General features: G+C 70.1%; 16 protein-coding genes and 2 tRNA genes. 4 read left to right on the top strand and 14 right to left on the bottom strand.

Features of this window, described 5'->3' with window-relative positions:
* Window positions 1-7 precede the first annotated feature (7 nt).
* The 9 genes from ASG74_RS09135 to ASG74_RS09095 form a co-directional block, all read right to left on the bottom strand.
* Window positions 8-571 (bottom strand): methylated-DNA--[protein]-cysteine S-methyltransferase, encoded by a 564-nt coding sequence (locus tag ASG74_RS09135; protein ID WP_056143430.1) that lies wholly within the window; start codon window positions 569-571, stop codon window positions 8-10.
* 101 nt (window positions 572-672) lie between these two features.
* Window positions 673-762 (bottom strand) — tRNA-Ser (locus ASG74_RS09130).
* Between the two features lie 187 nt (window positions 763-949).
* Complete coding sequence (locus ASG74_RS09125; RefSeq protein ID WP_056141775.1) at window positions 950-2,398, bottom strand: sensor histidine kinase; 1,449 nt, start codon at window positions 2,396-2,398, stop codon at window positions 950-952.
* Window positions 2,395-3,129 (bottom strand): response regulator transcription factor, encoded by a 735-nt coding sequence (locus tag ASG74_RS09120; RefSeq protein WP_056141772.1) that lies wholly within the window; start codon window positions 3,127-3,129, stop codon window positions 2,395-2,397. The genes ASG74_RS09125 and ASG74_RS09120 overlap by 4 nt, the downstream gene beginning before the upstream one ends.
* Before the next feature lie 245 nt (window positions 3,130-3,374).
* Window positions 3,375-4,328, bottom strand: a complete 954-nt coding sequence (locus tag ASG74_RS17865) for a cold-shock protein (RefSeq protein ID WP_056141769.1) — start codon at window positions 4,326-4,328, stop codon at window positions 3,375-3,377.
* 110 nt (window positions 4,329-4,438) lie between these two features.
* Window positions 4,439-5,605 (bottom strand): acyl-CoA dehydrogenase family protein, encoded by a 1,167-nt coding sequence (locus ASG74_RS09110; RefSeq protein WP_082569615.1) that lies wholly within the window; start codon window positions 5,603-5,605, stop codon window positions 4,439-4,441.
* A 20-nt stretch (window positions 5,606-5,625) separates the two neighbouring features.
* On the bottom strand, window positions 5,626-6,468 hold the full coding sequence (locus tag ASG74_RS09105) for a CoA transferase (protein WP_056141766.1): 843 nt from the start codon (window positions 6,466-6,468) through the stop codon (window positions 5,626-5,628).
* On the bottom strand, window positions 6,468-8,657 hold the full coding sequence (locus tag ASG74_RS09100) for a 3-hydroxyacyl-CoA dehydrogenase NAD-binding domain-containing protein (RefSeq protein ID WP_056141762.1): 2,190 nt from the start codon (window positions 8,655-8,657) through the stop codon (window positions 6,468-6,470). Before ASG74_RS09100 ends, ASG74_RS09105 begins: the two co-directional genes overlap by 1 nt.
* A 46-nt stretch (window positions 8,658-8,703) precedes the next feature.
* A complete protein-coding gene (locus ASG74_RS09095; protein WP_056141760.1) occupies window positions 8,704-9,924 on the bottom strand; it encodes an acetyl-CoA C-acetyltransferase in 1,221 nt (406 codons plus the stop codon).
* A gap of 111 nt (window positions 9,925-10,035) precedes the next feature.
* Between ASG74_RS09095 and ASG74_RS17440 the strand changes: the two genes are divergently transcribed.
* Entirely contained in the window at window positions 10,036-10,620 is a 585-nt protein-coding gene (locus tag ASG74_RS17440) for a TetR/AcrR family transcriptional regulator (RefSeq protein WP_056141758.1), read from the top strand.
* 152 nt (window positions 10,621-10,772) lie between these two features.
* On the opposite strand, the gene ASG74_RS09085 is transcribed toward ASG74_RS17440, so the two are convergent.
* A complete protein-coding gene (locus ASG74_RS09085) occupies window positions 10,773-12,029 on the bottom strand; it encodes an SGNH/GDSL hydrolase family protein (RefSeq protein ID WP_056141754.1) in 1,257 nt (418 codons plus the stop codon).
* A gap of 206 nt (window positions 12,030-12,235) precedes the next feature.
* On the opposite strand from ASG74_RS09085, the gene ASG74_RS09080 reads away from it, so the two are divergent.
* Window positions 12,236-12,308: transfer RNA gene (locus ASG74_RS09080), tRNA-Arg, on the top strand.
* A gap of 91 nt (window positions 12,309-12,399) precedes the next feature.
* Here ASG74_RS09080 and ASG74_RS17630 read toward each other — a convergent pair.
* Window positions 12,400-12,618, bottom strand: coding sequence for a PA2169 family four-helix-bundle protein (locus tag ASG74_RS17630; protein WP_235498914.1), 219 nt, complete (start codon window positions 12,616-12,618; stop codon window positions 12,400-12,402).
* A 217-nt stretch (window positions 12,619-12,835) separates the two neighbouring features.
* Between ASG74_RS17630 and ASG74_RS09075 the strand changes: the two genes are divergently transcribed.
* A complete protein-coding gene (locus ASG74_RS09075; protein ID WP_235498872.1) occupies window positions 12,836-13,678 on the top strand; it encodes an SDR family NAD(P)-dependent oxidoreductase in 843 nt (280 codons plus the stop codon).
* Window positions 13,675-14,472 (top strand): 2-oxo acid dehydrogenase subunit E2, encoded by a 798-nt coding sequence (locus tag ASG74_RS09070; protein WP_056141749.1) that lies wholly within the window; start codon window positions 13,675-13,677, stop codon window positions 14,470-14,472. The genes ASG74_RS09075 and ASG74_RS09070 overlap by 4 nt, the downstream gene beginning before the upstream one ends.
* 111 nt (window positions 14,473-14,583) lie before the next feature.
* Here ASG74_RS09070 and ASG74_RS09065 read toward each other — a convergent pair whose 3' ends face one another.
* From ASG74_RS09065 to ASG74_RS09055, 3 genes are all read right to left on the bottom strand, one after another.
* Entirely contained in the window at window positions 14,584-16,425 is a 1,842-nt protein-coding gene (locus ASG74_RS09065) for a phosphoenolpyruvate carboxykinase (GTP) (protein ID WP_056141746.1), read from the bottom strand.
* A gap of 172 nt (window positions 16,426-16,597) precedes the next feature.
* Window positions 16,598-17,644: a lysozyme gene (locus ASG74_RS09060; protein ID WP_056141744.1), complete on the bottom strand. Its 1,047-nt coding sequence runs from the start codon at window positions 17,642-17,644 to the stop codon at window positions 16,598-16,600.
* A 35-nt stretch (window positions 17,645-17,679) separates the two neighbouring features.
* The gene (locus ASG74_RS09055) at window positions 17,680-18,507 is read right to left on the bottom strand and encodes a sugar phosphate isomerase/epimerase family protein (RefSeq protein WP_056141741.1); all 828 of its coding nucleotides are present in this window, start codon (window positions 18,505-18,507) and stop codon (window positions 17,680-17,682) included.
* Window positions 18,508-18,591 lie beyond the last annotated feature (84 nt).

The following is an 18,591-nucleotide window of genomic DNA, read 5'->3' as shown; positions in this document are numbered from 1 at the left end:
GCCGCTCTCAGAAGAGGCGGGACGCGGCGACCTCTGGAGGCTCCTCGAGGGCGAGCAGAGCGGCCTTGCGCTCCAACCCACCGGCATACCCGGTCAGCGAACCATCGGAACCGATGACGCGGTGGCACGGGACGAGAATGCTCACGGGGTTGTGCCCGACGGCCTGGCCGACGCGCTGGGCCAGGCCCGGGTTGCCCAGCTCGCGGGCGATCGCTCCGTAGGTCGTCGTCGTGCCATAGGGGATGAGAGCCAGCAGGTCCCAGACCCGTTCCGAAAAGGCGTCCCCGCGCGCGGCCGTCGGGACCGTGAACATCGTCCTCTGCCCTCTGAAGTACTCCGCCAGCTCGCGCCGCGTCGCCTCGAAGACCGGGTCGCCGGTCGCGGAGACCCGGGTGCCGATCGTGTCCGGGGTCGGCGGGTGCCAGTGCTCGGGGAAGTAGAGCCCGACGAGCGCCTCCGCCTGCGCCACCGCGAGCAGCTCGCCCATGCCGGTGGACAGCGTGGTGTGGCGCCGCGGGAGCTGGTGGGTTGCGCTCGGGGGCTGGCTGGGTGTCGACCGGTCCGTGGTCATGATGTCCATTCAACGGCGGGGTGCCCACAGGTGTGAGTGGCGGGTCCGGAGGCACAGGAAATGCCCCGGATCGCTGGGCGATTCCGGGGCATTCCAGTGTGCGGAGGCGGAGGGATTTGAACCCTCGATGGGCGGTTAGCCCAAACCGCATTAGCAGTGCGGCGCCATAGACCGGACTAGGCGACGCCTCCTCAGCCGCATCAGGGTAACCGTCCGGCACGGCGCCGAGCAAAGCGGCCACCCCGAAGTGGTCGGCGCGACACCCGGGGCCGCCCCCGCAGCCCTCGCCCACGAGCCCTGCCATGACCGTCCCTCCGTCATCGACCGGGCTGCCCCGCACGGAGCGCCGCCGCAGACGCAAGGGGGCTTGGGCCGGGCTCAGCTCGGGGCGGGGAGGAAGACCGTGAAGACGGTCCGCCCGGGCTGGCTCTCGAGCTCGACCCGGCCACCGTGCGACTTCGCCACGGCGTCGACGATCGACAGGCCGAGCCCGGTGGACCCGCCGGCCCGGTTGCGGGACTCATCGCCTCGGGTGAAGCGCTCGAACACATTCTCCTGCAGGGCCTCTGGCACCCCGGGCCCATCGTCGACGACGGCGAGCCGCACCCACCCGCCCTCACGACGCAGCGAGGTGACGACGCGTGTGCCCTCGGGGGTGTGCGTGCGCGCGTTGGCCAACAGGTTGGCGATGACCTGGTGCAGTCGGGCCTGGTCGCCCGTCACCTCGACCGGCTCCTCCGGCAGGTCGAGCTCCCACCGGTGACCGGGGGCAGCGGCATGCGCGTCGGAGACGGCGTCCATGGCCAGGAGACTGAGGTCGACGGGGTCGCGGTCCAGGGGTCGTCCCGCATCGAGCCGGGCCAGCAGCAGGAGGTCCTCGACCAGTCCCTGCATCCGCAGCGCCTCGGACTCGACCCTCGACAAGGCGTGGGTGACGGACGGCGGCACGGGAGCCGGTTCGCGACGGGACAGCTCGGCATACCCACGAATGGACGCCAACGGCGTCCGAAGCTCGTGAGAGGCGTCCGCGACGAACTGCCGCACCCTCGTCTCGGACTCGTGACGTGACCGCAGGGCTCCCTCGACGTTGTCGAGGAGGTTGTTGAGCGCGATGCCGACCTGTCCGACCTCGGTGCGGGGGTCGGTGTCGGCGGCGGCGACGCGCTGGGCCAGGGCGACGTCACCGGAGTCCAGCTCGAGACGGCTGACCTGGGTGGCGGTGTGCGCCACCCGCTGCAGTGGAGCGAGTCCGCGCCGGATGAGCCACTGGCCACCGAGGGCGACGAGGGCCAGCCCGGCGATGGTCGTGCCCACCACGAGGCCGAGGACGGCGTCGACGATGCGGTGGATGCCGCTCATGGGCAGCCCGGAGATGACCGTGTCGCCATCGTCCTCGCGGGCACTGGCCACCCGGTAGTTCCCCAGGCCCTCGACCTCGACCGTCCTGGGGGTGCTGCCGATGCCGGCGCTGCGGAGATGGGCGATCTGCTCGTCCGTGAGCTCATCGACGGTCCGGCCGTGCTCGACGCGGCTGACCGCCACGCCATCGCCTCGCAGCAGCACGAGGAGGGACTCGCCACCTCCGCCGGGGATCGGGCCACCGACCCCACCGGGACCGCGGGGTCCGCCCGCGCGCACCAGGGACGACGTGACGTCCTGGTCGATCTGGTCGACGAGGTGGTTCTGCAGGGCGAGGACGGTGAACGTCGACGTCGCCGCGGTGACGACGAGGAAGAGGCCGACGACGGCGGTGACGAGCTTGGTCGTCAATGACCAGCCGCCGGGCCTCAGCCACGGGCGCGCCCCAGCCGTGGCGGAGCTGTTCATCCCGCCGGCTTGAGCACGTAGCCGACGCCGCGCATCGTGTGGATCATCGGTGGTCGCCCGGCGTCGACCTTCTTGCGCAGGTAGGAGATGTAGAGCTCGACGACGTTGGCCTGGCCACCGAAGTCGTAGCTCCAGACCCGGTCGAGGATCTGGGCCTTTGAGAGAACGCGCTTGGGGTTGCGCATGAGATAGCGCAGCAGCTCGAACTCGGTTGCGGTGAGGTGGATCTCGTCGCCCCCACGTGTCACCTCGTGGCTGTCCTCGTCCATGAGGAGGTCGCCGACGGCGATGACGGACGAGGACTCGTCGGCGACCACGGTGGTCCGGCGCATGAGGGCGCGCAGCCGCGCCACGACCTCCTCGAGGCTGAAGGGCTTGGTCACGTAGTCGTCACCGCCGGCCGTGAGCCCGGCGACCCGGTCCTCGACGGCGTCCTTGGCAGTGAGGAACAGGACCGGGACGGCGTCGTTGTCCGCACGCATCCGGCGCAGGACCTCGAGCCCGTCGAAGTCGGGCAGCATCATGTCGAGCACGACCGCGTCCGGCTGGAACTCGCGTGCCACCTTGACCGCCTTGAGCCCGGTGGCAGCCGCGCGGACCTCCCACCCCTCGTAGCGCAGCGCCATGGACAGGAGCTCGGTCAGGTTGGACTCGTCGTCGACGACGAGCACGCGGACTGCGCTGCCGTCAGGGCGTTGCAGCCTGGCGGACGAGGTCGGTGCTGTGCTCATGAGGTGAAGTACACCTGCACGCGCTCAGTGTTTCCCATGTGTTGCCTGTGCGCTTCCTGTGAGGTTCCCTTGGCGGACGACGATGTATGCCGCGTGGTCGCCGTGCGCGCATGGCGCACTGACCAGCAGCGCCGGGCCGGGGAAGTCCCGAGTCGTGGCTGTCGCAGTTGAGCGGCTTGCGGCACAACACGTCGACGAGACGATGCGTTCATCGACAACGTCAAGGCGGCCGGACCACCGTCGGCTCACGCCCGTTCGACGCGGTCGGCCTGCGGTCCTCGGTCGCTCTGTCGGACCTGGTACCGGACCCGGTCGCCCTGGTGCAGCGCCTCGGCGCCTCTGAGGACCGACACGTGCACGAACAGGTCCGCGCCTCCCGCGTCCGGGGTGATGAAGCCGAACCCCCGCTCCGCGTCGAAGCGCGCGACCACTCCCTCGCCGCCCCGCGCCGGGACGTTGGATGCCTCCTGGTGTCCCGACCGAGCGCGGGTCGTCGACGTCGCGTGTGCGCGCCGCGTTGTCGAGCTGCGCACGAGGCGCACGTCGCGACCCTGCGGGCCCTTCTCGCTCACGACGATGTCGTACGTCACCCGGTCCCCCTCACCCAGCTCGGGGAGCCCGTCTGCCAGCTCCCGGACGTGGACGAAGACATCGGGGCCACCCGACTCGGGGGTGATGAACCCGAAGCCCTTGTCCCCGTCGTACCAGGACACGGTGCCGTCCGCCCCGTCGGATGCCACGGCCTGCTGTGCGGCCTGAGTGGCCTGTGCTCCCAAGGGGAGCAGGTGGTCAGCCTGCGGTCCCTTGTCCCCGTCGACGACGAGGAACGCCACCCGCTGTCCCTCCGAGACCACACCGCCCCCCACGATCGCCGAACTGTGCACGAAGATCTCGGCACCACCGCCGTCGGGCGTGATGAAGCCGTACCCCTTGGCAGGCTCGTACCAGGCGACGGTCCCGAGCACGCCCAGCGGTGTGTCGACGGCCTGGTCGGCCGTGACCCGGACGCGGCGTGCCTGCGGGCCGCGGTCCCCCTCGCCGATCTCGAACTCGACCACCTGCCCCTCCCGGAGCAGTTTCACCGCGTCGCCGCTGACGATCTCGGAGGCGTGCACGTACAGGTCCTCCGACTCCTGCCCGAGGGAGATGAAGCCGAAACCCCGGTCGGTATCGAACCAGCGGACGGTTCCCTGGGTCACGGCTGACTCCTTGTTGAAGCTACGGGCGATGTTCCCCCCAGTGTCCCCGACGGGATGAGAGGAAGTCGAAGCCAACCTTCGCCATCGGATACTGACACCCGGCTGGACCCTCAGAGGGTGCGGGAGATGAGCTCCTTCATGATCTCGTTCGTGCCGCCATAGATCTTCTGGACGCGGGCACCGGCATACATGCGGGCGATTGGGTACTCCATCATGTAGCCGTACCCACCGAAGACCTGCAGGCACCGGTCGATGACGTCGCACTGGACGTCGGTGGTCCAGTACTTCGCCCGGGACGCCGTGGCAGCGTCCAGCTGGCCCTCCAGGTGCAGCCCGATGCAGTAGTCGAGGAAGGTGCGTGCCGCCATCACGTCGGTGCTCACCTCGGCGAGGGTGAAGCGCGTGTTCTGGAAGTCGCCGATGGGCTTGCCGAACGCCTCGCGCTCCTTCGAGTACGCGATGGCGAGCTCGACGGCCTTGTCGGCCGTGGCGACGGCGCCGACGGCGATGGCCAGGCGCTCCTGCGGCAGCTGGAGCATGAGCTGGTAGAAACCCTGCCCCTCCTCGTCACCCAGGAGGTTGCCGACGGGCACGCGCATGTCGGTGAAGGACAGCTCGCGGGTGTCCTGCCCGTGCTGCCCGATCTTCTGCAGCACGCGACCTCGCTCGAAGCCCTCGAGGCCGTCCACCTCGGCCACGATGAGCGAAACCCCCTGTGCCCCCTCCCCGCCGGTGCGCGCCACGATGACGACGAGGCCCGCGTGGGAGGAGTTGGTGATGAAGGTCTTGCTGCCGTTGATGACGTAGTGCTCGCCCTCACGCCTGGCCGTCGTGCGGATCCGCTGCAGGTCCGACCCGGTCGACGGCTCAGTCATCGCGATGGCACCGACGAGCTCGCCCGAGGCCATCCGTGGCAGCCACTTCTGCTTCTGCTCCTCGGAGCCGTAGTTGAGGAGGTAGTGCGCCACGATCGACGAGTGCACCGAGTAGCCGAGCGCGTCGTCGCCGGCGCGCCCCTGCTCCCACATGACCGCCGCCTCGTGCGCGAACGTGCCGCCTCCGCCGCCGTACTCCTCCGGGATCGAGATGCACAGCAGCCCGGCCTCCCCGGCGGCCAGCCAGGTCTCCTTGTCGACCTGGTGCTGCTCGGCGAATCGTTCGAGGTTGGGAACCACCTCGCGCTCGAAGAAGTTGCGGGCGAGCGCCAGGACATCGGGGACCTCACCGTCCACCATCCAGGGGGAGGTGTAGGTCACGGGCGGAAGCATCTGGGCCATGGTGGTCCTCGGGTCGGGGGTCAGGCGGTGCGGACGGCGGCGAGTGGGATGTCCCGTTCGTCGGCCCACTGCTGCCACTCGGCAGCCGTGCGGGTGGTGAAGACCTCAGCGAGACGCTCGCGGCTGAGCTCCTCCGGCGCGATGTCCAGCTCCGTCAGCAACCGGGTGGTGAAGTGCGGCTCGAGGGCGGCAAGGGCGATGTGTCCGTCGGACACGGCATACACGTCGTAGACCGGAGCTCCGCCGCCGAGCAGCCCGCCCGGGACAGTCAGACCGTGAACGACCGGTCGCGCCATCATGTGGGCGAGGTCGGACAGGGCGACCTCCCGTCGGGAGCCACGCCCCGTGCGGGCACGCTCCACGAGAGCCGCGGCAGCCTCGGCCGCCGCTCGTTCGGCGCCGGCCAGGTCGACGACGGTCGTGGCCGGCATACGCCCGTCCCTCACGAGACCGGTCCCGGCCTGGTAGGTGAGGTCGTGACCGGCGACCTCCGCGCCGTCGCCGGGGTGGCCGACGATGTCGACCTGACAGACCCGGGTATGCCGTCCGCTCACCGTCGCGTGGTCGAGCCCCAGTCGCGTGAGGGCGGACGGGCGCGAGCTCGTGAGGAAGATGTCGGTCTCGGCCAGCAGCTCGTCGACCCGGGCGCGGCCCTCATCGCTCTTCAGGTCGACGTGCTCGATGGTCTGGCCCTCGTGGAGCTCGTCGAAGTAGGCCCCGGCATAGCGCTCCATCGGGTCACCGGTGGGCGGCAGGACGGTCGTCACCCTCGCCCCCCACGAGGCCAGCCGCGCGACGGCGGCCGGCCCCGGGAGGTTGATGGCGATCGAGAGGACCCGGATGCCATCGAGTGGCCCGGTCATCAGGCGGCCGGTGCCTTGGCGGCGTCGACCAGGGTGCCGGTCGCGGCGCGCTCCGTGAGCCACGCCGACGGACGGAACCGCGCACCGTAGGTGTCGGCCAGCTCGTTCGCGCGAGCCACGAAGCCGGACAGCCCGCCCTTGTAGTTCGTCATGAACGTCGCGGGGCCACCGGTGTGCGGCGGGAAGCCGATGCCGAAGATGCCACCGACGTTGGCCGACTGCGTGTCCTTGAGGACACCGCTCTCGAAGCAGGCCGCGGTCTCGAGGGCCATGCGGAAGAGGTAGCGGTCGTGCAGGTCGCGCTGGGGCACCTCGGTGCCCTTGGTCCAGCGCTCGCGCAGCTCGGGCCACAGGACCTTGGGAGAGCCCTCGGGGTAGTCGTAGAGACCGGCGCCGGCAGCGCGGCCCTTGCGGCCGAGGCCGACGAGGGTGTCGATGAGCTCCTCACCCGGGTTGGTGGGGAGGTCGGTGCCCTCCGCCTCGGCGGCCTTGCGGGCCTCACCGCGGATGTGCTGGGTCAGCGTGAGCGACACCTCGTCGAGCATGGCGAGCGGCGGGGCGGGGAAGCCGGCCGACGTCGCGGCGCGCTCGATGACCTGCGGGTCGACGCCCTCGGCCACGAGCCGGGCACCCTCGTCGATGAGCGTGCCGAAGACGCGGCTGGTGTAGAAGCCGCGACCATCGGCGACGACGATCGGGATCTTGCGAATCTGCTGGACGATGTCGATGGCGCGGGCGGTCGCCTCGTCGGAGGTCTTCTCGCCGCGAATGATCTCGACGAGCTGCATCTTGTCGACGGGTGAGAAGAAGTGCAGGCCGATGAAGTCCTCAGGGCGGGACGAGAAGCCCTGCAGGCTCGTGATCGGCAGCGTCGAGGTGTTGGAGCACAGCAGCGTCTGCGGACCCACGACCGCCTCGACCTCGGCGAAGACCTGCTTCTTGAGGTCGTAGTCCTCGAAGACGGCCTCGATGACGACGTCGCACCCGGCGAGGTCGGCGTAGTCGGCCGTCGGCGTGATGCGGGCGAGCACCTCGTCGGCCTTGGCCTGGTCGCTCTTGCCACGACCGACGCGCTTGGCGAGCAGCTTCTCGGAGTAGGACTTGCCCTTGTGTGCACCCTCGACGGAGACGTCCTTGAGGATGACCTCGATTCCGGACATGGCGGCCGAGTAGGCGATGCCGGCGCCCATCATCCCGGCGCCCAGGATACCGACCTTGGCCACCGTGGAGCGCTCGATCCCGGCCGGGCGCAGGGCGCCGGAGCTGATCGACTGGAGGTCGAAGAAGAAGGCCTGGATCATGGCCGTGGACTCGCGGCCCGCGGCCAGCTCGGCGAAGTAGCGCGACTCGATGCGGCTGGCGGTGTCGAAGTCGACCTGGGCGCCCTCCACGGCGGCGGACAGAATCGAGCGGGGCGACTTCACCGGGCTGCCCTTGAGCTGCTTGCGCAGGTTGGCGGGGAAGGCCGGAAGGTTGGCCGCGAAGGCCGGGTTGCTCGGTGTCCCTCCCGGGATCCGGTAGCCCTTGACGTCCCACGGCTTGGTGGCGGCGGACTCGTCGTCCTTGTGGGCGAGGATCCAGGCCTTGGCTGCGGGCACCAGCTCCTCACGGCTCGCGACGAGCTCGTCGACGACGCCATTGGCCTGCGCGTCCTTGGGGGTGCGCTGCTGGCCCTGGAGCAGCCAGCCCATGAGGGCGTCCGCGATGCCGAGCATGCGCACGAGGCGGGTCACTCCGCCTCCGCCGGGGAGCAGGCCGAGAGTCACCTCGGGCAGGCCGAGCTTGACCTTGTCGTCGTCGACGGCGATCCGGTGGTGGCACGCGAGGGCGATCTCGAGACCGCCGCCGAGCGCGGCCCCGTTGATGGCGGCGACGACCGGCTTGCCGAGCTGCTCGAGGCGCCGCAGCTGGGCCTTGATCGCCTCCACCTCGGTGAAGGACTCGCCGACGTTCTCGGGGGTGACCTGCTGCAGGTCCGCGAGGTTGCCCCCGGCAAAGAAGGTCTTCTTGCCCGACGTCAGGACGACGCCGGTGATGTCGTCGCGCTCGGCCTCGAGGCGGTCGACGGTCTCGCCCATCGCAGCCTTGTATGCCGCGTTCATGGTGTTGGCTCCGGCGTCCGGGTCGTCCATCGTCAGGGTGACGATGCCCTCGTCGTCGCGCTCATAACGGATCATGTTCTCGCTCATGGCTTCTGGGTTCCTTGTCCGTGGTTCAGGTGCGTTCGGGGCGCGGTCAGACGCGCTCGACGACGGTGGCGATGCCCATGCCGGCGCCGATGCAGAGGGTGGCGATGCCGCGCTCGAGGTCACGCCGCTCGAGCTCGTCGACCAGGGTGCCGAGGATCATCGCGCCGGTGGCGCCGAGCGGGTGACCCATGGCAATGGCACCACCATTGACGTTGGTCTGGTCCTCGTTCCAACCCATGTCGCGCATGAGCTTGAGGGCGACGGCCGCGAAGGCCTCGTTGATCTCGACGAGGTCGATGTCCGAGGCGGACATGCCGACCCGGTCCAGGGCCTTGCGGCAGGCCGGCGCGGGGCCGGTGAGCATGATCGTCGGCTCGGAGCCGATGACGGCGGTCGAGATGATCCGGGCACGAGGGGTGAGGCCCATCTCCTTGCCGGTCTGCTCGTTGCCGATGAGCAGCAGGGCCGCCCCGTCGACGATGCCCGAGGAGTTGCCGGCGTGGTGGAGGTGGTTGATCTGGTCGACCTGGGTGTACTTCTCCAGCGCGACGAAGTCGAACCCGCCCTGCTCGCCCATCGCCGCGAACGACGGCTTGAGGGACGAGAGCGACTCGACACTCGTGCCGGGACGGATGGTCTCGTCGCGGTCGAGGATCGTCAGGCCGCTCCTGTCCTTGACAGGGATGACGGACTTCTCGAAGTGGCCTGCCTCCCATGCGGCCGCGGCGCGGGCGTGGGACTGCGCGGCGAACCGGTCCACCTCGGCGCGGTCGTAGCCCTCGAGGGTCGCGATGAGGTCGGCGCCGATGCCCTGCGGCACGAAGGAGGTGGCGAGCGAGGTGGCGGGGTCCATGGCCCAGGCGCCGCCGTCACTGCCCATGGGCACGCGGGACATCGACTCGACGCCACCAGCGAGGATGAGGTCCTCGAAGCCGGAGCGCACGCGGGCCGCGGCCTGGTTGACCGCCTCGAGTCCGGAGGCGCAGAAACGGTTGACCTGGACGCCGGCAACGGCCTCGGGCAGGCCGGCATACATGGCCGCGACGCGCGGGAGGACCGCACCTTGGTCGCCGACCGGGCTGACGATGCCCAGGACGATGTCGTCGATCTGCGCGGTGTCGAGGCCGGGGTTGCGCTCGCGGACCGCGTCGATCAGGCCGACCACGAGGTCGATCGGCTTGACCTCGTGGAGGGCGCCGTTGGCCTTGCCCTTGCCTCGGGGGGTGCGGATGGCGTCATAGATGACGGCCTGGGGCTGCTCGGGCATGACCGGCTCCTTCTCGAGGGTTCACGACTGCGTGAGGTGCTTTCCACTTCACGATACGCAGCCATTGAACACTTGTGCAATGGCGGGGCCACGTGTTGACTGTCACCCACCATGAGCGCCACGCCCGCGTCCAGCACGGACTCGCGAACCCGCATCCGGGAGACCGCTCTGCGCTTGTTCGCGGCGAGGGGCGCTGCTGCCACGAGTCTGCGTGAGGTGGCCCGGGAGGCGGGCGTCGCCCCTGGCCTGGTCGTCCACCACTTCGGCGGCAAGGACGGGCTGTGCGCCGCGGTCGACGACTTCGTCGTGGACCTCTTCCGCCAGGCCGTCGACTCGGTCCCTCTCGACGGCCCGGCCGCCCAGGTCGTCGCAGCGCGTGACCGCGCGGCCGAGCAGATGTTCGCGGACAACCCCGACGCGGTCGACTACCTGCGCCGAGCGGTCGTCACGCCCGATCCCGGGTCGGAACAGCTCACGCGCATGCTCATGGACGAGACCGTCCGGCGGACGCAGATCCTGCGCGACCACGGGATCGCGCGCAGTCGGATCCCGGTGGAGGAGCAGGCGGTTGCCGTCCTCGTCCGGCAGCTCGGCAGCCTCTTGCTGCAGCCGGCGCTGGGGCGGCTCTGGAGCCTGGCCGACGCGCCCGCGCCCGTGCCGACGGTCAAGGTCAGCCTCCAGCGACCTGACGCCTGACGTCTCGCGCAATGGGCCCGGGGTCTGGCCTGGCTGGACCATGACGCGGAAATCGGGGAACGTCCCGGCAATAACCGGGACATCTGACGATTTCCCCGTCATGGGCGGCGGCGCCACAGGCTCAGCGGCCCACGAGTTCCAAGCTCACGAGCTCAACGCCGGCAGTCCAGTGCCGTGAGGGGGACGGCGTTGCCCATCGCCTCGTAGCCCGCGTCACCGGGGTGCAGGTGGTCGCCGCTGTCGTAGGCCGGGAGCATCCGCGCCGGGTGCTGCGGGTCGCGGACGGCCGCGTCGAAGTCGACGACGCCGTCGAACTCGCCGCTGCTGCGGATCCACTCGTTGACCTGACCCCGGATCGCCTCCCTCGACGAGGACCACCGGCCGCCGCCCTGCCACGGGGTGATCGTGCCGCCGACCACGCACACGCCGCGTGCGTGGGCCCGGGCGATGAGCTGGCGGTAGGCGACGATCAGGTCGTCGGGCTCGGTCGCAAGACCCCCGCGCAGGTCGTTGACGCCCTCCAGGACGATGGCCGTGCGCACGTCCGGCTGGGCGAGGACGTCGCGGTCGAAGCGGGCCTGGGCGCTGACCCCGGACCCGTCGGCGAGGACCCTGTTGCCGGAGATGCCGGCGTTCATGACACCGAGCTGCTGGGCTGCTGGCTGGGCCAGGAGGTGCCGGGCGAGCACGTCGGGCCAGCGGCGGTTCGCGCCCGCCGTCGACCTGTCGCCGTCGGTGATCGAGTCGCCCAGCGCGACGACCGTGCCGACCTGATGCGGCACCTCGACGCCGGCGGACTCGACCCAGGCAGAGCTCGTGGTCGGCGTGGTGAAGGTCGCACCCCACTCGTCGGCCGCGAAGTCGCCCGTGGTCGAGATCCAGCTCGTCTGGTGGGCGAGCCTGTGGCCGCTCACCGTGCCGGCATCACCGACGACGTGGAGGCTCACAGCCAGCGTCGACTGCTCGGGGACGTCGCCAGGCAGCGGATCGCTCAGCACCTCGGCGCCCATCGGAACCGTCACCGACGTGCTGGCGCTGAAGGTCAGCTGGCGGTTGGTGCCCTGGACCACCGAGGCGCCCTGCCACGCGCGACCCACCCACACCGAGTCGAACGTCACCGGAGCCGACCCGAGGGCGTTGGTCAGGGAGATGCGCAGCCCGGACCCACCGATGCTCGTGTGGATCACGTTGCGCACGGTCTGGTCGACCAGCTTCAGCGTCGTCCTGTCGGTGGCCGTGCCCCACGTCCCGGCCTGGTGCACTCCCGCGTCCGCCGAGGTCGCGACGGGCCCACTCGTCGTGGCGATGGCTGTCGTCGCCGTGCCCGGCACGAACGCAAAGGCCGCCGTGGCGGCGAGGGCAACGGCAGTCGCGGCCAGTGCGGTGGAAGCCGGTCGGCGCGGGGGCACGTCTCCAAGTCAAACCCTTGCGTATGCCGTCGCGTGGCCTTTCGCGCCAACTCGCCTCCCCGGGGCGGGTTCTGGCTGGCCGGGGACCGTTCACCGGGACCGCCGGGCGGCTCGAGCGGGTGGTGGGCGGACGGCATACCGGCGGATTTCTCGTGCGGGGCAGTGCTCGGGTAGTCTTCCTGATCGTTGCGCCACGTGCGCAATGCGCGCCCGTAGCTCAACGGATAGAGCATCTGACTACGGATCAGAAGGTTAGGGGTTCGAATCCCTTCGGGCGCACTCTGTGTTGAGACAGACGATGGGCCCCGGATGCGTCAGCGATCCGGGGCCTTACTCGTTCACGCCTGAGGCGAAGCGCTTGTCGTCACTATCAGTCGGCGGCTGGCAGTGCCTTGACCGCGTCACGGGCAGAGACCACGGCTTGGTGCTGACGTGCGACGACCTCACGGAACCCGGCGCTGAGCTCCTGCTCGAGCGCCGTCTCGTACTCGGACACCGCGTGGTCCTCGCCGGTCACGGCCGCGCCGAGGACGCCAGCGGCATCGGCCCCCGTCAGGGCGTCCTTGAGGGAGATCCATCCACGGTGCAGAGCCGCTGCGGCGGTTCCACTCTCATCGACGTCGTTCGCCGTACTCGTGGCCGAGGGCGACGATCTCCTGGCGGAAGCTCGCGCTGCTCGACGTTACGGGAGCGTCACGGCATACGGGCCGGAGGAAGGCAGCCGTCCTACAGCGGGAGCTTCGAGCTGCCCTCCGCGGGCCCGCGCCCATGATCGGCCAGGCCTTGCCGTCGCTGCCGTGACCGACGTGGGTGACACTGTGCGGATGCGGACCATGGGCGCGCACGTCCTCCTCACCGGCGCGACCGGCACGATCGGCCGCGCGCTCGCGCACCGGTTGTCCGAGCGCGGGGCCCGGGTCACCCTGCTCGCCCGCAGCGCCGAGCCGCTGGCGGACCTCGCCGCCTTGACCGGCGGGACGGCCTTCGAGGCCGACCTGTGCGACGAGGACACCCTGCGCGGGCTGGTCGAGCGAGTGGAGGTGGGGCAGGGGCCCGTCGACGTGCTCGTCAACAACGCCGCGGCCGAGACCACCGGTCTCCTCACCGATCTCACGGCCGGGGACCTTCGCCGCACCATCGACCTCAACCTCACGGCTCCGCTGGAGCTGTGCCGCCAGGTCCTGCCCGGCATGCTCGCCCGTGGCCGTGGTCACCTCGTCAACGTCTCGTCGATGGCAGGGGTGGCCACGTTCCCCGGGCTGGCGGTCTATGGCGCCTCCAAGGCCGGTCTCACCCATGCCACGTCGGGGCTGCGGGCTGACCTGCGCCAGGACCCGATCGGCACCTTGGCCGTCGAGATCGGTCCGGTCGCCTCGACGATGATGGACCGCATCGGCCTGCACGGGCCCAGCGAGGCTGCCTTTGCCAGGGTCCTGCGGGCCCGGCTGCTGACCCTGCTCGACCCTGACGAGGTGGCCAGGGCCATCGTGACCGCCATCGAGGCTGGCCGGCCGCACCTGCGTCTGCCAAGGCGCGCCGCGCCGGTTGCGGCGTTGACCGGCACCCCACGTGCGCTGGCGCGGATCGCCCTCTCCGGCATACCGACGCGTGTCTCCACCCAGCGCGACCAGGCAAAGGACCCTGCATGAGCAGCCGCCGCACGTCGACCCGCCGTAAGATCGCGGTGGCCACGTGGCGCCCGTCTCGTGACGGGCGCATCTATGCACGCATGGAGGTCGATGCCACGGCGGCCCTGGCCTACCTCGAACGGGTGCGCGCCGAGTCGGGAGAGTCGGTGACCGTCACCCACGTCGTCGGCGCGGCCCTGGGCCGTGCCCTGCGGCAGGTGCCCGAGATCCGGGCCCGCATCGTGATGGGCCGTCTCATCGACCTCGACACGTGTGACGTCGGCTTCGCGGTCGACATCGAGGGCGGGTCCGACCTCGCGCCCGTCAAGGTGCATGACGCCGACCGACTGAGCCCGCTGGGCGTGGCCCGAGCCGTGGGCGAAGGAGCCGCGCGGCTGCGTGCTCGCGAGGACGTGTCGTACCGCCGTACGTCCACGCTGGTGCGCCTCGCGCCCGGTTGGGCGATGCGCCCGGCCCTGTCATTCGCCAGCCTCGTCGCCGGTGGCCTGGGCAGGCGGGCGCTCGGGCAGCCGGGCTTCCCTCTCGGCACCGCGTTCGTGTCCAACGTCGGCTCGCTCGGGCTCGACGAGGCGTTCCTCGCTCCGCTGCCGTTCGCGCGCACCCCGGTCTACCTCGCGATCGGCGCGATCCAGGACAAGGCGGTCGTTGTCGACGGGGCGGTCGTCGTGCGACCGGTCTTCGTGCTCGTTGCGACGGCCGACCACCGCATCGTCGATGGCGCCCACGCCGGGCAGATGGCTGGCATCGTGCGCGATCTCCTGCTGCATCCCGAGCGGCTCGACACCAGCGCCTGACCCGTCATCGACGTCAGCAGCTCCCGCGACGCCGAGTTCGCCCCCGTGACGAAGCGACCCCGGCCCGGAGCCGGGCGAGGGTCGCTTCGATGGAGGTGGCGGTGGCGGTGGTCAGGCCTGCTCTTCGTCCAGGGCCTTGGTGACGCGCCGGTGGGCTTCCCAGATCTCCTCGGGGAGGCGGTCGAACTGCTTGAGGTGCTCCTCGCGGAAGCCCATCTCCTGCTGCCAGCGCGGCACGTCGATGGACAGGATGCGGTCGAGGTCGGCCTGCGGCAGGTCGAGGCCCTCGAGGCCGAGCTCCTCCTGCGTGGGGATGATCCCCACGGCGGTCTGGCGACCCTTGACCTCGCCGTCCTTGAGGCGCATGAGCCACAGGAGCGGGCGGAGGTTCTCGCGGTAGCCGGGCCACAGGAAGTGACCGTCCTCGGCGTCCCGCTGGAACCAGTTGACGTGGGCGAACAGCGGCTGGTCCTTGGCGGCCCCGACGATGTCGAGGTAGTGACGCGCGTAGTCGCCCTCGCCGTAGGCCATGAACGGCCGGTTCGACATGGGGTCGTAGCGCAGCTGGCCCTCGACGCCCTCCGCGGCAGCGGTGGCCTCGGCGCCCAGCGTGAGACCGTCGTAGACGCCCTCGGCCAGGTCGTCGATCGCGCGGATCAGCGGCTCGCGGTCACGGGTGCGGCCACCGAAGATGATCGCGTCGATCGGGACACCGGCGGCCTCGTCGAAGTCGGGTGCGGCGTTCGGCACGTTGGCGAGGGTCGTCGTGAAGCGGCTGTTGGGGTGTGCCCACGGCGAGGTGTCGCCCTCGGCGCGGTCGGCGATCGCGTCGCCCTTCCAGTCCAACCAGCCGTCGACGTCGGCGGGGGGCTCGGGGGTGCGGCCCTCCCACCAGACCTCCTCGGTCTTGGGGTTGTAGGCGATGTTGGTGAAGATGACCTTGGTGCCCGGGTCCGTCGAGTGCAGGGCGGTCGGGTTGGTCTGCTCGTTGGTGTCCTTGGCGACACCGAAGACCCCGAACTCCGGGTTCATGCCCATGAGCTTGCCGGTCTTCTCGTCGACCCACAGCCAGGCGATGTCGTCGCCGTAGAAGTCGACGGTGTAGCGGTCGCCGAGAGCGTCGGGCGGGAGCATCATCGCGAGGTTGGTCTTGCCGGAGGCGCTCGGGAAGCCACCGCTGATGTGCCACCGCTTGCCGGTCTCGTTGTCGGTGATGCCGATGAGCATGTACTGCTCGGCGAGGAACTTCTTGGTCGCCCAGCCGTCGTAGGCGCCTTGGCGCAGGCCGTGGGCGATCTTGCCCAGGAGCGCGTTGCCACCGTAGGAGGAGCCGAAGTGCAGGATGGTGCGCTCGTCGGCGACCGTGACGAAGTAGCGCTTGTCGTCCGGGGTGCCCTGACCGAGGTTCTCGAGGTCGCCGGTCACGTGCACCGCGCGCACGAAGTCGTCCTGGTCCGGCAGGTCGTTGACATGCTCGACGCCGACACGGGACATGCGGATCATGTGCAGCACGACCGGGCGGCTGTCCGTGAGCTCGACCCCGGTGGCCCACTGGGCGAGCTCGTTGCCCTTGGGGGACATGAGGTAGGGCAGGACGTACATCGTCTTGCCTGCCGACTGGCCGCGCATGAGCCCGGTCAGCTTCTCCTTCATCTCCGCGGCGGGACGCCAGTTGTTGTAGACCCCGCGGTCCTTTTCGTCGTTGGTGGCGACGATCGTCCGCTCCTCGGAGCGTGCCGTGTCCTTGCTGTAGGAACGGGAGTAGTAGCGACCCTCGCCCGCGGGTAGCAGCTCACCGGCCTCCAGCGCCTCCTGGATGAGTCGGTCGTCGTCCTCGGCGCCGATCACCTCGATCCGGTCAGGCTGCGTGATCTCCGCCCACTGCTTCACGTAGTCCCGCACCGCCTGGTTTTTCAGCCCTGCGGCATCCAGCGCGCCATCGACGTCGACCATGCTGCTGATTCCCTTTCAGTTACGTTCAGGTGTCCAGCAGGCTATCGGCGATCTCGAGGGCCAACCGCCAATCCGTCTGTGTGAAGGGTCACCGCCAGAGCCTCCGATGGCGGCGAAAACGTTTGCGCACTGGGGTTTTCGCGAAATGGTGCATTCGGCAGGCGCTTCCCTGTCACGGATTCGGGCAGGACCCCAGGCCGTAGTCGACGAAGAGGCCTCGAGGGTCGGTGTCCCTCAGCCACGTCACCAACGTTGTGAAGTCGGCGACGCTGCGGACACCGACGCACCCCGCGGTGCCGGGATTGGAGGCCCTGTTGGCGTCGATGTGCATCTCGATCGCGGCCCGCGCCGTCGCCCCTGGCCCCTTGAAGTCGAGGGGGATGGTCACCGGCCCGATGCCGGGGTTGAAGAACGTGCCCGTGTAGTTGTCTCGCCCGTCCTTCCACCGGATGTCGTGGACGAACCAACGGCCCTCGGGCAGCGGCTCGAGTGAACCCATCTGGCTGTTCGCGCCCTTGCGGAAGACCTGGTGCCGCGACGTCCCGGAGTACACGAGGATGTGCGCCTTGGACCTGCCGTCCTTGACGTAGGTGAGCTGGAGAAGGGTCAAGCCCTTGTCGGTGCCGGCGGTGCGGGTGAGGAGTAGGTAGTTCTTCCCGGGGACGGCCACGGCGCCGGGTGCGTGGGTGGCTCCTGCCGCCGCACCGGGCTGGGCCGACGGACCGATGAGCGTGGCCGCGGTCGTGGCGGGAGGCGCCGACTTCTTCAGGAAGAGCGCGCGCTCTGCCTCTCGCCGTCGCTTCAGGCCGGGCACGACCTGCTTGACGCCGTGGACCACGGCCTTGTTCCACACGAGGATCTGCGCGCCAGCGCCGGCGGTGTCCCCGCCCTTGAGCTTCTTGAGCAGAGTGCTCCCGGCGAAGGCGCCGAGTCCGATGTTGTAGGCGAGTGAGACCAGGGCGTCGAACTGGTTCTGGGTGAGGGTTCGGCCGGCGACGTGGGCGGAGACACCGGCAGCGAACTTGTCGACGTCGAACGCCAGGAACTCGCTCGCCTCGTTGGCCGAGATGCCGTCACCGACCTTGACCTTGGTGCCGTTGGGATAGACCGTCGTGCCGTAGCCGATCGTGGGTGTCCCGGGGCCGGGGTCGCGATAGGCGTCCAGCCTCAGTCCCTCGAAACTGATGATCAGGTCGACTGCTGACTTCGATGCCTTCATGACGCGCTCCCGTGGGCTGATCCAGCCCCTCAACGCTACTCGCGCCGCTGGGTCCCGGCAGGCGATTCGCGAATGGACGCAGCGACGAGTTCACGCAGGGTCGCGGCGTCGCCCGCCAGAACCTTCGGGTCGTCATCCTGGACGAACTCGAGCAGGAGATCGCACGGCTCGGCCTCATGGACGAGCAGTCGCGTCACCGCCGACCAGAGATCCGAGCGCTCCCCCAACCGCAGCCGATGCGCGCCCGGCCACCACGAGAAGACATGGACCCCGGCGAGATGCGGGACGAGCCGGCGCAGACCGGCCACAGCGAGGTCCGTCGGCTCGTCGAGGCGCGGCTGCCAGTAGGTGCGCAGCGTGTTGTCAGCCACGCGTTCGAGCAGCTCGAGGGTCGAGTCAGCACTGTCGGTCAAGGTGTTGGGGTGGAACTCCAGAGCCAGCCCGGTGCCTTGGTCGCGGGCCACGACGCACGCCTCACGCAGTGCCGCCACGACCACGTCCCACGTCGACGCATCTGCCTCCGCCGTGCCGACCTCGCCGGCCCACACCCGGATGCGCGGAGCACCGAGGGCCGTGGCCGCCCGGACCAGCGACGTCATCTCGTCGGCCGGCGAGACCCCCGCGCGCCAGTAGCTGCCGTAGGACGCCACGGTCAACCCCGCGGCCTCGGTCAGCTCACGCACCACGGCCAGACGCGCAGCCTCGTTCGAGGGCGCGTGGACGTCGGCACCCCACTCGATGCGCCGGAGCCCAGCCGTGCACGTCGCCTCGACGACGGCTGCGGGAGGGAGGTGTCGCAACGTGACCGAGCAGACTCCGGGACGATGGGTCCAGTCGTCACCGGGGTCGACGGAGAGCTCCATGGCACCGAATGATGTCACCAGCACCCACGAAGGGAGGCTGGCGTGCGGCGTCCAGGGGCCCTCCTCGCCATGTCGCCTGCCGTC

It is taken from the genome of Knoellia sp. Soil729 (assembly GCF_001427985.1).
Lineage (GTDB): Bacteria > Actinomycetota > Actinomycetes > Actinomycetales > Dermatophilaceae > Knoellia.
This window is presented reverse-complemented; position numbering and strand designations above follow the sequence as displayed.